The organism is Mycobacterium genavense ATCC 51234 (assembly GCF_000526915.1).
Lineage (GTDB): Bacteria > Actinomycetota > Actinomycetes > Mycobacteriales > Mycobacteriaceae > Mycobacterium > Mycobacterium genavense.
Genome location: NZ_JAGZ01000015.1, coordinates 1 through 12,655 on the forward strand (window position 1 = coordinate 1; position 12,655 = coordinate 12,655).

Annotated in this window: 14 protein-coding genes and 1 pseudogene; 10 read left to right on the forward strand and 5 right to left on the reverse strand. The window is 69.2% G+C overall.

Annotated elements, in window-relative coordinates; translation table 11 throughout:
* The 3 genes and pseudogenes from T428_RS0122480 to T428_RS0122495 form a co-directional block, all read left to right on the forward strand.
* Window positions 1–721, forward strand: a pseudogene (locus tag T428_RS0122480) (MCE family protein); the annotation flags it as partial.
* Between the two features lie 396 nt (window positions 722–1,117).
* A complete protein-coding gene (locus T428_RS33775) occupies window positions 1,118–1,483 on the forward strand; it encodes a type II toxin-antitoxin system Phd/YefM family antitoxin (protein WP_036468713.1) in 366 nt (121 codons plus the stop codon).
* Between the two features lie 159 nt (window positions 1,484–1,642).
* Window positions 1,643–1,894: a hypothetical protein gene (locus tag T428_RS0122495; RefSeq protein WP_025738227.1), complete on the forward strand. Its 252-nt coding sequence runs from the start codon at window positions 1,643–1,645 to the stop codon at window positions 1,892–1,894.
* Here T428_RS0122495 and T428_RS35080 read toward each other — a convergent pair.
* Both T428_RS35080 and T428_RS36245 read right to left on the reverse strand, forming a co-directional pair.
* Window positions 1,809–2,369 carry a class I SAM-dependent methyltransferase gene (locus tag T428_RS35080; protein WP_425412071.1) on the reverse strand — a complete coding sequence of 187 codons (561 nt, stop codon included), beginning with the start codon at window positions 2,367–2,369 and terminating at the stop codon, window positions 1,809–1,811. The genes T428_RS0122495 and T428_RS35080 overlap by 86 nt on opposite strands.
* A complete protein-coding gene (locus T428_RS36245; RefSeq protein WP_245605042.1) occupies window positions 2,370–2,612 on the reverse strand; it encodes a hypothetical protein in 243 nt (80 codons plus the stop codon).
* Between the two features lie 139 nt (window positions 2,613–2,751).
* On the opposite strand from T428_RS36245, the gene T428_RS0122510 reads away from it, so the two are divergent.
* The 5 genes from T428_RS0122510 to T428_RS0122530 all read left to right on the forward strand — a co-directional run bounded on the left by T428_RS0122510 (window position 2,752) and on the right by T428_RS0122530 (window position 6,960).
* Complete coding sequence (locus T428_RS0122510; RefSeq protein ID WP_156943034.1) at window positions 2,752–3,714, forward strand: permease; 963 nt, start codon at window positions 2,752–2,754, stop codon at window positions 3,712–3,714.
* Window positions 3,711–4,406, forward strand: coding sequence for a TIGR03943 family putative permease subunit (locus T428_RS0122515; RefSeq protein ID WP_025738229.1), 696 nt, complete (start codon window positions 3,711–3,713; stop codon window positions 4,404–4,406). The genes T428_RS0122510 and T428_RS0122515 overlap by 4 nt, the downstream gene beginning before the upstream one ends.
* A 165-nt stretch (window positions 4,407–4,571) precedes the next feature.
* Window positions 4,572–5,573, forward strand: a complete 1,002-nt coding sequence (locus T428_RS0122520) for a GNAT family N-acetyltransferase (RefSeq protein ID WP_156943037.1) — start codon at window positions 4,572–4,574, stop codon at window positions 5,571–5,573.
* 26 nt (window positions 5,574–5,599) lie between these two features.
* The gene (locus tag T428_RS0122525) at window positions 5,600–6,271 is read left to right on the forward strand and encodes a DUF5642 family protein (RefSeq protein ID WP_025738231.1); all 672 of its coding nucleotides are present in this window, start codon (window positions 5,600–5,602) and stop codon (window positions 6,269–6,271) included.
* A gap of 29 nt (window positions 6,272–6,300) precedes the next feature.
* The gene (locus T428_RS0122530) at window positions 6,301–6,960 is read left to right on the forward strand and encodes a DUF5642 family protein (protein ID WP_025738232.1); all 660 of its coding nucleotides are present in this window, start codon (window positions 6,301–6,303) and stop codon (window positions 6,958–6,960) included.
* Here the strand turns inward: T428_RS0122530 and T428_RS0122535 are convergent.
* Window positions 6,929–7,591, reverse strand: coding sequence for an alpha-ketoglutarate-dependent dioxygenase AlkB (locus T428_RS0122535; protein ID WP_025738233.1), 663 nt, complete (start codon window positions 7,589–7,591; stop codon window positions 6,929–6,931). The two genes, T428_RS0122530 and T428_RS0122535, sit on opposite strands and share 32 nt — an antisense overlap.
* A gap of 90 nt (window positions 7,592–7,681) precedes the next feature.
* Here T428_RS0122535 and arcA point away from each other — a divergent pair, with 90 nt between their 5' ends.
* Entirely contained in the window at window positions 7,682–8,893 is a 1,212-nt protein-coding gene (gene arcA, locus T428_RS0122540; RefSeq protein ID WP_025738234.1) for an arginine deiminase, read from the forward strand.
* Between the two features lie 94 nt (window positions 8,894–8,987).
* Here the strand turns inward: arcA and T428_RS0122545 are convergent, their stop codons facing one another.
* Entirely contained in the window at window positions 8,988–10,556 is a 1,569-nt protein-coding gene (locus tag T428_RS0122545; RefSeq protein ID WP_025738235.1) for a dolichyl-phosphate-mannose--protein mannosyltransferase, read from the reverse strand.
* 24 nt (window positions 10,557–10,580) lie between these two features.
* On the opposite strand from T428_RS0122545, the gene rsmI reads away from it, so the two are divergent.
* Window positions 10,581–11,417, forward strand: coding sequence for a 16S rRNA (cytidine(1402)-2'-O)-methyltransferase (gene rsmI, locus T428_RS0122550; RefSeq protein ID WP_025738236.1), 837 nt, complete (start codon window positions 10,581–10,583; stop codon window positions 11,415–11,417).
* Here rsmI and T428_RS0122555 read toward each other — a convergent pair.
* Entirely contained in the window at window positions 11,414–12,655 is a 1,242-nt protein-coding gene (locus tag T428_RS0122555) for an aminodeoxychorismate synthase component I (RefSeq protein WP_025738237.1), read from the reverse strand. The genes rsmI and T428_RS0122555 overlap by 4 nt on opposite strands.

A 12,655-nucleotide genomic window follows, 5' to 3' on the forward strand; every position in this document is an offset into this window, starting at 1 on the left:
CTACCACACCGGCGTGGAGCAGGTGCTGGTGTTCCTGCCCCAAGCCGCCTCGATCACCCAGACCGTATCTACCCCGTTCCCGAACCAGGCCGCGCTGGACCTCGGCTTGACGATCAACCAGCCGCCGCCCTGCCTGACCGGTTTCATTCCCGCCTCCGAGTGGCGGTCACCGGCCGATACCAGCCTGCAACCGCTGCCGTCGGGCACCTACTGCAAGATCCCGATGGACACCCCGGCCAACAGCGTGCGCGGCTCGCGCAACATCCCCTGCGTGGATGTCCCCGGCAAGCGGGCGGCCACGCCGCGCGAGTGCCGCGACCCCAGGCCGTATGTGCCCGCCGGGACCAACCCGTGGTTCGGTGACCCGAACCAGATTCTGACCTGCCCGGCGCCGGGAGCCCGCTGCGACCAGCCCGTGAAACCCGGCATGGTGATCCCCGCGCCATCTATCAACAACGGCATGAACCCGGCGCCGTCGGACCGCGTCGCCGAGTCGCCACCTCCGGTCAGCGACTCGCTACAGCGACCAGGTACCGGCACGGTGCAGTGCAACGGACAGCAGCCCAACCCGTGTGTCTACACGCCGATGGGACCCCCCTCGGCGGTATACAGTCCCCAAAGCGGTGAACTGGTAGGGCCCGACGGCGTCAAATACTCCGTCGAAAACTCGACCAAAACAGGAGACGACGGATGGAAGGAGATGCTGGCACCAGCCGGCTGAACCCACCACCGATGTCGATACCAGATGACGTTACCGATAACCCACCCGCTCGGGCGTCGTTCACTTGCGCCGATTCGGCCTAGTGGTTTCGCCACAGCTGCCAGCTTGATACTGACCGCACGTACAGTCACTATGGGTCTAGCGCCACGCGCGCAACCAAAGGCTAGGGCGGCGATGTCCAGGGTCGTGATGCATGAGTTCCAACTCGTACGCAGGTGCGACTGAACACAGTGATCGGAGCGGCATGGCGGAAGTGATTGGCCTTGGCCAACTCCGAAGCAATACGTGCGGTTACGTCGAGCGAGTTTTAGCGGGGGAGAGCATTGATGTCGCCCGCCGCGGCAGGCTGGGGGCGCGGATCATATCGGCTGCTGACGACGGCCGACTCCGACCGCGTTGCCCGATCCGGTCGCAGTGAACGGTGCCGGCTCGCGGATCGGACTTAATGCGTTGCGGACTCGGGCTGGCCGCTATTTCGATCGGGTCGAAGCCGGAGAGACGATCTGGATTGTTTGGCGCGACAATTTGGTGGCCCGGATCGTCTCGGCCACAAAAGATTTAGGGATCGCTCCGGTTTCCTCGCGAACGGTCAGGGCAACGCCCCGAGACGGTGGCGGTCGCATCGGGCTCGACGAATTGCGAACCCGTGCGGCGCATTATATCGATCGGGTGGAAGCCGGTGAGACGATCGAGGTCGTCCGCGGCGGCAATCTGGTGGCCCGAATCGTGTCGGCTCTCGAGGGACCGCGCAGGACTGCCTAGCCTTGCGCCGTATCGCCCGCGCCGGGGCGACATTTCGTGAGACGTTGGCCACACCCGGCGCCGGTGATCTCGGCGCGGTCGGAAAAATCTAGCTGAACATTTGATAAGACAGTGTTTCGGCACGGGATTAGATACGCTGTCGGCTCTAATGTGATGGGAATGAGTATCGAGTACTACCTGCAGAAGGTTCCGGTCGAATCCGTCGAGCCGGGCTTCTCGCTGGCCGTCGGGGAAGACGGGGACTACCGGCTGTTCCAGGTCGAATGCACGCAGAGGTCGCACCGGATCGGCACGCCGGTCATGTTCAGGCTCACCTCCGAGCCGGTCAACGGTGGCGAACCCTGGGTGCTGGAGTGCGAAGAGGGCACGCCGGTCGTCCGGATCCTCGGCGTCGCAAAGGCCGCGTCCTAGCGGGTCGGCTTTGCCGCGACGACGAACTGCACGGCGCGCTGCGTCTGTTGTTCGACGTCGACGAGGCCGGCCGACGCCGGCCGAACACCCTGAGTCCGGTGCTGCGCGCGATCGCCGTCATCGGCCGCCGCACCGCAGCGGCTTGCGGGGCATAGCTGGTCAAGATCGCGATGCGACCGCCGGGCTGCAGCACCCGCACCATCTCGCCCGCCACCCGAAACGGCTCGGGCATCAGATACAGCGCACCGAAACAACAGACGGCATCGAAGGTTTCGTCGTCGAACGGCAACGTCCGGGCATCGCCGCGGACATAGCAGGTGTGCGGCCCGCTGTTGTCGGCGACCGCGCGCGTCAGCATCGATTCGGAGATGTCGAATCCGACCGCCAGGCCGTCGTCGGGCAGGTCGGCGGCCAGGGGAGCGGTGAAATTGCCTGGGCCACAAGCGACGTCGAGTAGCCGGCGAGCCTTCGACAGCTACAGTGCCGACGCCGCCCGGCGCTGCTCGGCCCGGTGGGTGGGGCCGCTGGCCGCGTAGAAGACGGTCGGCCGCCACACCCGTTCGTAGACCGTGGCGACGAACGGGCTGTTCATGGCGCGTTGCGCGACGGTCGGAACGGGCGCGCTGGTCGCTTCGCCCAACAGGTCGAGAAACCCGTGTCGCAGCTCGGCGGGCTGGCTCATGAGGCCGCGGGTCGACTCGACCGGATCCCGGCTCATCGCCTTGCAGGTTAGCCGAGCTGCCACCGGCCCGGGTGCGGGCCGACGGACCGTCAGAGTGATAATCGTTTTCATCAATGGTCAGATTCCAGTCCGGGCGTATGAGATGAGGGCCGAGCGTCGACCGCGTTTCGGGTCGATGGAAGTCCTGGTCTTCGGTTTGGTGGGGTTCGCGATCGCGGGGACGTGGTTGCGCGCCGTGGTCGTCAACAGCATCGCACTGTCCACCGCGGGCACCGTGTTCTGCGGTGTTTTCGTGCAGGCCCTGCCCTTCCTGGGTCTGGGCGTGGTGGTCAGCGGATTGATCGCGGTGTTCCTGCCGCCCGAGCGATTGGTGCGCTGGTTGCCGCGCCGGGCGGCCACCGCGGTGCTTGCCGCCGGCGTCGCCGGGGCGGCGCTGCCCGGATGCGAGTGCGGCTCGGTGCCGGTGGCCCGCCGGCTGTTCGGCGATGGCGGGGCGGCCGGAGCGGCGGCCCTGACGTTCATGTTGGCCGCCCCCGCCATCAATCCCGTCGTCGTGGTCGCGACGGCCGTCGCGTTCCCGGGTCAGCCGAAGATCGTCATCGCCCGGGTCGGCGCGTCGTTGCTGACCGCGGTGGTGATGGGCTGGGCGTGGTCGCGGTGGGGGCGCACCGAATGGATCACCCGGCGACTCCCACCGCACGACTCGCATGGCCCCGACGGGCAGTCGAAGTGGCTGCTGTTCTGCGAAGTGGCCCGGCACGATTTCCTACAGGCGGCGGCCTACCTCGTCGTGGGAGCCGCGGCCGCGGCGGCCCTGCACGTGCTGGTGCCGCCGTGGGTCTGCGAAAACGTCGGCGCGCATTTGGTTCTCGGCGTCGTCGTGATGGCGGCGCTGGCCGTCACCCTGGCGGTGTGCTCGGAGGCCGACGCGTTCGTGGCGTCCAGCCTGACGATGGTTCCGCTGGTGCCGCGGCTGGTGTTCCTGGTGGTCGGGCCCGCCGTCGACGTCAAGCTGCTGGCGATGCAGTCCGGCATGTTCGGCCGGGCCTTCGCCACCCGCTTCGCCCCCGCCACCCTGGTGGTGGCCACCACGATGGCCACGCTGGTCGGCGCGCTGCTGCTGGGCGCCTCGCGATGAAGCGCGAAACCGAGAACACGATCCTGCTGCTGGTCGGCCTGAGCATCGCGCTGATCGTGGCGACCGGCGTGTTCACCCGCTACGTCAAGCCCGCGCTGCTGCCGTGGCTGGTGCTCACCGCCGCGCTGCTGGTCGGGCTCGCGCTGGTGTCCATCGTCGGCGACGTCCGTCGCGGGGGCCGCGACGTCGAAGCCGGGCATGCCCACCGCGGCGGCGTGGTGTGGCTGCTGGCGGTGCCCGTGGTGGTGCTGTGCTTTGTCACACCCCCGGCGTTGCGGCCCCAGGCGGCCACCTCGGTGACCAACGTGTCCAATGATGTTCTGCGCGTGGCATTTCCACCCTTGCCGCCGGGGCGGGCACCGGAGGTATCGCTGGCCGAGGCGGTGGTGCGGGCGGCCAACGACAGCACCGGGTCGCTGAACAACCGGTTGATCACGGTCACCGGCTTCGCCCTCAACGAGCCCGGCGGCGTCGACCTTGCCCGCATCGTCATCATCTGTTGTGCCGCCGACGCCCAACTGGCTCGCATCCATCTGCGCGGCGGCAGCGCATTTCACTTCCCCGACAACACCTGGCTGCGGGTCGAAGGCGTGATAATCCCCGCCGAGCGCCAACCCCATATGCCGCCGATACCGACCCTGCGCGCCACCGAGGTCACGCCGGTCCCCGCACCGGCAAACCCCTACGCATGAGCGCACTCCTTGCCGCGACCAGCGGCCACCGCCTAACCTGAGCAACATCCGACCGTGTCCAGTTGTCCCGTGTGGGCGCGGTAGACGACGGCAGCGCAGGCGGGCGGTCATGGCAGATCGAGCATCGCGAGTCGAGGGCCGGTGCCGCCGCAACGGGGCTCGTGGATTGCCGCCGTGGCCGAATTGATCGGGGCGCGGACCGAACAACTCGCCGCGATGGACATCTTCGAGGGATGCGCCGTCGAAGACTTTGAGCCGTTGGCGGCCAGCCTGCAGCCGCTGCGCGCCGCTGCCGGACAGGTCCTGATGCGCCAAGGCGAGCAGGCCGTGTCATTCCTGCTCATCTCCTCGGGTACCGCCGAGATCCGACACACGAGCGTCGACGGCGCGGTGGCCGTCGGCCAGACGGCCGCCGGCGCGCTCATCGGCGAGATCGCGCTGCTGCGCGACAGCCCCCGCATCGCGACCGTCACCACGCTCGAACCGCTGACCGGATGGATCGGCGACAACGAGGCGTTCACCCGGCTCGTGCACATCCCCGGCATCATGCCCCGGCTGCTGCGGATGGTGCGCCAGCGACTGGCGGCGTTCGTCACGCCTATCCCGATCCGGGTGCGCGACGGGACCCGGCTACTGCTGCGGCCGGTGCTGCCCGGCGACGACGAGCGGACCGTGCACGGGCATATCCAGTTCTCCAGCGAGACGCTGTATCGGCGGTTCATGACGGCCCGGCTGCCGTCGCCGGCGCTGATGCACTACCTGTCCGAGGTCGACTACGTCGACCACTTCGTGTGGGTGGTCACCGACGGCGACGACCCGGTGGCCGACGCGCGCTTCGTCCGCGACGAAAAGGACCCGATGGTCGCCGAGATCGCGTTCACCGTCGCCGACGCCTACCAGGGCCGCGGAATCGGGAGCTTTCTGATCGGCGCGCTGTCGATCGCCGCCAAGGTCGACGGTGTCGAAAGGTTCTCCGCGCGAATGCTTTCCGACAATCTGCCGATGCGCACGATCATGGACCGCCACGGCGCGGTCTGGCAACGCGAAGACGTCGGGGTCATCACCACCGTCATCGACGTGCCGCGCCGGCGCGAGCTGGGCATCAAGCGCGAGCTGGCCGACGAGATCAAACGCGTCGCACGCCAGGTGATCGAGGCGCTCGGCTGAGCGGCGTCTCGTGGTATCAACTCCGCATGCGGCCGTTCTGGTTCGGTGCGGTGCTCACGTTGTCGGTCGCTGCCTGTGGCTCACCTTCGCCTCCGCACCGATCCTCGGCGACGTCCTCGCCGGCGGCGCACGGCACCGTTGTCAACCCCGCCAACATCAAGCGGGTGATTCGCGACCTGCCGCCGAATTACGAGGCAACTCCGGGCATTCCGAGCGCGGCCTCGCCGCGGGCGATCTGGGGTCTGGGCCCCGGCGCGACATCTAAGCCGGCGTCCTGCGCCGCACTCGCCGACCCCGGCAACGGCGGCGACCAATCCGCGCAGGGGTTGTCGGCCTCGGGTCCCGGCGGCATCGTCACCGTGGCGGTGGTGGCTTTGCCAGATGCCGAGCCGGACCGCGGCGTCGTCGACACTTGTGGCCACTGGGTCATGACCGCCGAGCACACCACCGCCAGCGTGCGGCTGACCGATGCCCCGCACATCGACGACGCGCAAACCGTCGGCATGGTCGTCGCGATCAAGTCCGCCGCCGAATCGGGCACCGAAACCGATTCGCGGGCAGACACATTCATCGCCTACCTGGGCGACTACTACGCCTTTACTACGGTGACCACCGATCCGGGCTCGCCGCTGCCGGCATTGCCGCCGCAATTCGCCGCCGATCTGCTGGTCAAAACGGTCTCCACGTTGCGCGGCTGAACGCGCGCGGTTGGGTAGACTTAGCCACGGTGTCCAAGCTGGTTCGTGTGCTCGCCGCCGTATGCGTGCTGGCCGGTTGCTCATCGAATGCCACCACCGCCTCGACAAACGCCGACATCGCCAAGGTCGTCGCGGTGAAGTCGAGCTTCGGACCCGAGTTCAAGGTCACCGACATCTCCGAACGCGCGATCGACCCCAAGCTGCTGTCCGCCCGCAAGCTGCCCGACGGGCTGAAGTTCGATCCCGCCAACTGCGCGAAGCTGGCGTCGGACCCCGACATGCCGCCGGACGTGCAGGGCAACATGGCCGCAGTGTCCGCCGAGGGTGGCGGCAACCGGTACGTCGTCATTGCGGTGGAAACCTCCAAACCGCTGCCGGTCAGCGACCCGGGCAAGGACTGCGCCAAGGTCGCGTTCTCCGGAACCGGGGTGCGTGGCGGTCTCGAGGTCATCGACGCGCCGGCCATCGACGGGACACACACATTCGGCGTGCACCGCGTCCTGCAGGCGGTGATCGCCGGCGGCCCCCGCACCGGCGAGCTGTACGACTACTCCGCGCAGTTCGGCGACTACCAGGTGATCGTGATCGCCAACCCGCTGGTCATCCCGGACCAGCCGGTCGCCAAGGTGGACACGCAGCGGGCCCGCGACCTGCTCGTCAAGGCGGTGGCCACGATCCGCACCTCCTAGCGCACGTCGCGGGGCGGAACTGGATGCTGACCCGCGGACCCTTGCGCTGAGCCGTCTTCGGCACGGCGTGCTCCCAGGTGCGCTGGCAGGAGCCGCCCATCACCAGCAGGTCGCCATGGGCCTGGGGCAGCTGCAACGACCGCCCGCCGCCGCGGGGGCGCATCGCGAACGTTCTGGTGGCGCCGAGACTGATGATCGCCACCATGGTGTCCTCGGTGCTGCTGCGGCCGATCGTGTCGCCGTGCCAGGCGACGCTGTCCGAGCCGTCGCGGTAGTAGCACAACCCGATCGTGGTGAACGGCTCGCCGAGTTCGCCCGCGTAGATGTCGTTGAGCCGCCGGCGCAGCCGCGCCAGCAGCGGGTGGGGCAGGTCCTCGACCGTCAGATCGTGAAAGCTCACCAGCCGCGGCACGTCGACCACCCGGTCGTACATCTGGCGGCGCTCGGCCCACCACGGCACGGTGGACAGCAGCGCGTCGAGCAGCTCGCGCGAACCCTGGTCGTCGGCGAGCCAACCCGCGCGGACCTCGGTGAACGCGCCGTCACCGAGTTGGCGCCGCTGGGTGTGCTCGAACAACGAGCCCTGTACCCCTGCTATCTGGGTCGCCCCGCTGGACAGTTTATCGGACATTCGTTCGATCGATCGATCCGGACTCGCCGGGCCACCAGCGCGCCCCGGGTGTGACGCGACGGTCCGGTGTCGCGCGGCTACGGTTTAGCTGTGGGTGTTGTTGAGCTGAGCACCAATTCCGAGGTCGGCACGCTGCGGATCGCGATCTTGCACCGCCCCGGGGCGGAGCTGCGACGACTCAACCCCGGCAACAACGACCAGCTGCTGTTCGACGGTCTGCCATGGGTCGCACGGGCGCAGGAAGAGCACGACGAGTTCGCCGCGCTGCTGCGCGCCCGCGGGGTGGAAGTGCTGCTGCTGTCCGACTTGCTGACCGAGGCGCTCAACCACAGCGGGGCCGCCCGGATGCAGGGGGTGGCCGCCGCGGTGGATGCGCGCCGGCTCGGAGCGCCGCTGGCGCAAGAACTTTCGGCATACCTGCGCGGCCTGGACCCGGCCAAGCTGGCGCACGTCCTGATGGCCGGCATGACGTTCAACGAGCTGCCGTCCGACGCCCGGACCGACGTGTCGCTGGTGCTACGCATGCACCACGGTGCGGATTTCGTGATCGACCCGCTGCCAAACCTGGTGTTCACCCGGGACTCGTCGATCTGGATCGGGCCGCGGGTGGTGATTCCCTCGCTGGCGCTGCGCGCGCGGGCCCGGGAGACGTCGCTGACCGACCTGATCTACGCCCATCACCCGCGGTTCACCGGGGTGCGCAAGGCCTATGAGTCCAGGTCCGCGCCGGTCGAGGGCGGCGACGTGCTGCTGCTGTCGCCCGGCGTCATCGCGGTCGGGGTGGGGGAGCGGACCACGCCCGCGGGCGCGGAAGCGTTGGCGCGCAGCCTCTTTGACGACGATCTCGCGCACACGGTGCTGGCCGTGCCGATCGAGCAGCGGCGCGCCCAGATGCACCTGGACACCGTGTGCACGATGGTCGACACCGACACCGTGGTGATGTACGCCAACGTCGTCGACAACCTGTCGGCGTTCACGCTTCGGCCCACGCCCGACGGGGTGAACATCAGCGACGAGGCGTCGTTTTTGGAGACGGCGGCCAACGCGATGGGCATCGACAAGCTGCGCGTCATCGACACGGGTCTGGACCCCGTCGTCGCCGAACGCGAACAGTGGGACGACGGCAACAACACGCTGGCGCTGGCGCCCGGTGTCGTCGTCGCCTACGAGCGCAACGTGGAAACCAATACCCGCCTGCGGGACGCCGGCATCGAGGTGTTGACGATCGCGGGCTCCGAATTGGGCACCGGCCGCGGCGGGCCGCGGTGCATGTTGTGCCCGGTCGCCCGCGATCCGCTCTAGCTTTTCGGCGTGAGACTGTAAGTGGCAACGCGTTTCTCGAGTGGCGCCGTCGCTAGTTGCAGCCTGGGCGAGCTGGTGATCGGCTGTCGCCGAACTAGCGCCAACTGGGCAGCCAGATCTCCATGTCCCAGGTCTGCTGCGAGATGGGCATGCCGGTGAGCACCGGGAACAGCCAGGCGAAGTTGGTCACCACCAACGCGACGTATGAACTCACGACGATAAGTCCCAGGGTCCGGCGTTCGGCGGTTTGGCCCGGGCGATAGAGAATGTCGCCGCCGATCAGCGCGATGCCCATCGCCAGGAACGGCGCCATCGTGGCCGCGTAGAAGAAGTACATCTGCCGGTCGATGTCGGCGAACCACGGCAGCCACCCGGCGCAGTAACCGACCAGGACGACGGCGTAGCGCCAGTCGTGCCGGACGATCGCTCGCCACAGCGCGTATACCAGCACCGGCACCGCCAGCCACCACATCGCGGGCGTGCCGACCAGCATCTCGGCCTTGACGCACGACTGCGCGCCGCAACCTCCGACGTTCTGCTGGTCGATCGCGTACAGCACCGGCCGCAGCGACATCGGCCAGCTCCACGGCTTGGACTCCCACGGGTGGTGGTTGCCCGCCGAATTGGTCAGCCCCGCATGGAATTCCAGCGCCTTGGCGCTGTAGTGCCACAGCGAACGCAGCGCGTCGGGAAACGGAAAGTTACTGTGCGGACCGATCGTCTGGCCCACCTCGTGCCGGTCGATCGCGGCCTCGGACGCGAACCACGGCGCGTAGCTGCCCAGGTACACCGCGATCGGGATCAGTCCCAGCGCGTATCCGGTCGGGACGAGGTCGCGCCGCAGCGTGCCCAGCCACGGTCGGTTCACCTGATACTGCCGCCGGGCGGCCACGTCGAACGCCAGCGACATCACGCCGAAGAACACCACGAAGTACAGGCCGGACCACTTTGTCCCGCACGCCAATCCGAGCATGACGCCGGCCAAAAACCGCCACCAGCGCACACCCAGCCGCGGGCCCCACTCGGGTGCGCCGGTGCGGCCTTCGACCAGCGCGACGTGCATTCGTCGTCGCACTTCGTCGCGGTCGACGATCAGCGCGCCGAACGTCGCGACCACGAAGAAGGCGAGGATGCCGTCGAGCAGCGCGGTGCGCGAGGCCACGAAGCTGACGCCGTCGCAGATGCACAGCACCCCGGCAATCGCGCCGACCAGCGTCGAGCGGCTGATCCGCCGCGCGATCCGCATCACCAGCAGCACCATCACGACCCCGAGCAGCGCGCCGGTGAACCGCCAGCCCACCCCGTCGTAGCCGAAGATGGCCTCGCCGACCGCGATCAGCTGCTTGCCGACCGGCGGGTGGACCACCAGGCCGAACCCGGGGTTGTCCTCCACGCCGTGGTTGTGCAGCACCTGCCAGGCCTGCGGCGCGTAATGCTTCTCGTCGAAGATCGGGGTGCCGGCGTCGGTCGGCGAGCCCAGGTTGACGAACCGGGTGATGGCCGCCAGTAGCGTGACGATGCCGGTCACCACCCAGCCGCGGATGTCGTCGGTCGGCCCGAAATCCGCGACCGGAATCAACGGCCCCGGGCTGACGACGGGCACCGCGCGCTCCTCGACGGCGTCCTGCACCTTCACGGCGGCGTCGCTGGGCGGGGCGGTCATCAGGTCGATCGTAGGCTGTCCCTCATGTCCCGTGGTCGACTGTTGCTCGGTGTGACCCCGTTGGGCCAGCCGTCGGACGCCGCACCGCGGCTGATCAAGGCGCTGGGCGAGGCCGATGTGGTGGCCGCCGAGGACACCCGGCGGGTGCGTACGCTGGCCAAAGCGCTAGGCGTGGCCATCACCGGACGGGTGGTCAGCATGTTCGACCAGGTGGAGGCCGCGCGGGTGCCGGCGCTGGTCGACGAGATCAAGGCCGGGGCGACGGTGTTGGTGGTCAGCGACGCTGGCATGCCGCTGATCAGCGATCCCGGCTACCGGATGGTCGCGGCGTGTGTCGACGCCGGGGTCGACGTGACGTGCCTGCCCGGGCCGTCGGCGGTGACGACCGCGCTGGCCGTGTCGGGTCTGCCGTCGGAGAAGTTCTGCTTCGAGGGTTTCGCGCCGCGCAAGAGCGGGGCGCGCAAGACCTGGCTGGCCTCGCTGGCCGGCGAGCGGCGCACCTGTGTGTTCTTCGAGTCGCCGCGCCGGCTGGCGGCGTGTCTGCGCGATGCCGTCGAGCAGCTCGGCGGTGATCGGCAGGCGGCGATCTGCCGGGAGCTGACCAAGGTGCACGAGGAGGTGGTGCGCGGCACGCTGCAGGAGTTGGCGGCCTGGGCGGCCGACGGCGTGCTCGGCGAAATCACCGTCGTGCTGGCCGGCGCGAGCGCCCCCGCCGACGTGCCGTCCCTGGTGGCCCGGGTGCACGAGCTCGTCGCCGACGGGGTCCGGGTCAAGGACGCCTGTACCGAGGTGGCCGCGGCACATCCGGGCGTGCGCTCGCGTCAGCTCTACGACGCGGTGCTCAAAGCGCGGGGTGACTAACCCGCCGCGGCCGCGGTGCACGGCACACCGACGACGGGCGCGGCCTTGTGCAGGCATTCCGCCCATTCGGCGTCGGGGTTGGAATCGGCGGTGATGCCGCCGCCGACGCCCAGCACCGCGGTGCCGGCGGCGTCGAACTCCACGGTCCGGATCGCGACGTTGAGTTCACATCCGGCGATGGGCGATGCCAAACCGACTGTGCCGCAATATATTCCGCGGCGATGCGATTCCCATTGCGAAATCAGTTGGCGGGCACGGTGTTTGGGGGTGCCGGTGACCGAGGCGGGCGGGAAGGCGGCGTCCAGCAGTGCCGAGGTGGGCAACTCGACGGGCACCTGCGCCGACACCGTCGACACCAGGTGCCAGACGCCCGGTGCGCGCCGCACCACCAGCAGCTCGGGCACCGTGACCGTGCCGGTGACCGCCACCCGGCCCAGGTCGTTGCGCACCAGGTCCACGATCATGATGTTCTCGGCCACCTCTTTGGGTGAGGTGCGCAGCGCCGACGGCCAGGTGTCCAGCGGCAGCGTCCCCTTGATCGGGCTCGACATCACGACCGGGCCGTGGCGGCGCAGGAACAGCTCGGGCGACAGCGACGCGACCGCACCCCATTCGCCGGCGAGGTAGGCCGCCCGGGCCGGCGACGTGCGGGCGACCCCGTCGACGAAGAAGTCCAGCGAGCACCCGGCGACTGTCCCGGTGAACCGGGTGCACACGCACGCCTGGTAGACCTCGCCGGCGCGGATGGCCTCCAGGCAGGCCACCACCGCGTCGCGGTGTGCCTCCCGGTCGGCCACCTCCCAGTCGATCCGGCACTCGCGCGACGGGCCCGTCGTCGCGGCCAGCGCGGCGGTCAGCCACTGCGGCATCGGCGCCCCGGACAGGCTCTCGTACCACCACTGCCCGTCCCGGTCGCGGCGCAGCACGCAGTCCGTCCAGCCGCCGGCGGCTTCCGGGATGCGCGGCGCGCCCCCGTCGGCGCCGGCGTCCGGATAGGACAGATAGCCCACCCAGCCCCCGCCCACCGAGTGCTGGGCCGGCGAGCTTAGCTCGACGGCGAACGCGTCGGCCGGATCGACCGGCCGCACCGCCAGACTCGGCGCGATGACGGCCAGCGCACCGAACCATTCGCCGGTCAGCGCCGCAGGTGGCGGCAACCCGAGCCGGCGAGCGGCATCACCGATCGCGCGCAGCACCCCGGGTGCCTCGCCGAGGTTGCCGAGCCGGTCAAGTCGCAC

Excerpts from the sequence above, each read along its gene's own strand:
- T428_RS0122495 (WP_025738227.1), top strand. The coding sequence starts at position 1,643 with ATGAGTATCGAGTACTACCTGCAGAAGGTTCCGGTCGAATCCGTCGAG.
- T428_RS36245 (WP_245605042.1), bottom strand. The coding sequence starts at position 2,612 with ATGAGCCGGGATCCGGTCGAGTCGACCCGCGGCCTCATGAGCCAGCCC.
- T428_RS0122510 (WP_156943034.1), top strand. The coding sequence starts at position 2,752 with ATGGAAGTCCTGGTCTTCGGTTTGGTGGGGTTCGCGATCGCGGGGACG.
- T428_RS0122515 (WP_025738229.1), top strand. The coding sequence starts at position 3,711 with ATGAAGCGCGAAACCGAGAACACGATCCTGCTGCTGGTCGGCCTGAGC.
- T428_RS0122525 (WP_025738231.1), top strand. The coding sequence starts at position 5,600 with ATGCGGCCGTTCTGGTTCGGTGCGGTGCTCACGTTGTCGGTCGCTGCC.
- T428_RS0122535 (WP_025738233.1), bottom strand. The coding sequence starts at position 7,591 with ATGTCCGATAAACTGTCCAGCGGGGCGACCCAGATAGCAGGGGTACAG.
- T428_RS0122545 (WP_025738235.1), bottom strand. The coding sequence starts at position 10,556 with ATGACCGCCCCGCCCAGCGACGCCGCCGTGAAGGTGCAGGACGCCGTC.
- rsmI (WP_025738236.1), top strand. The coding sequence starts at position 10,581 with ATGTCCCGTGGTCGACTGTTGCTCGGTGTGACCCCGTTGGGCCAGCCG.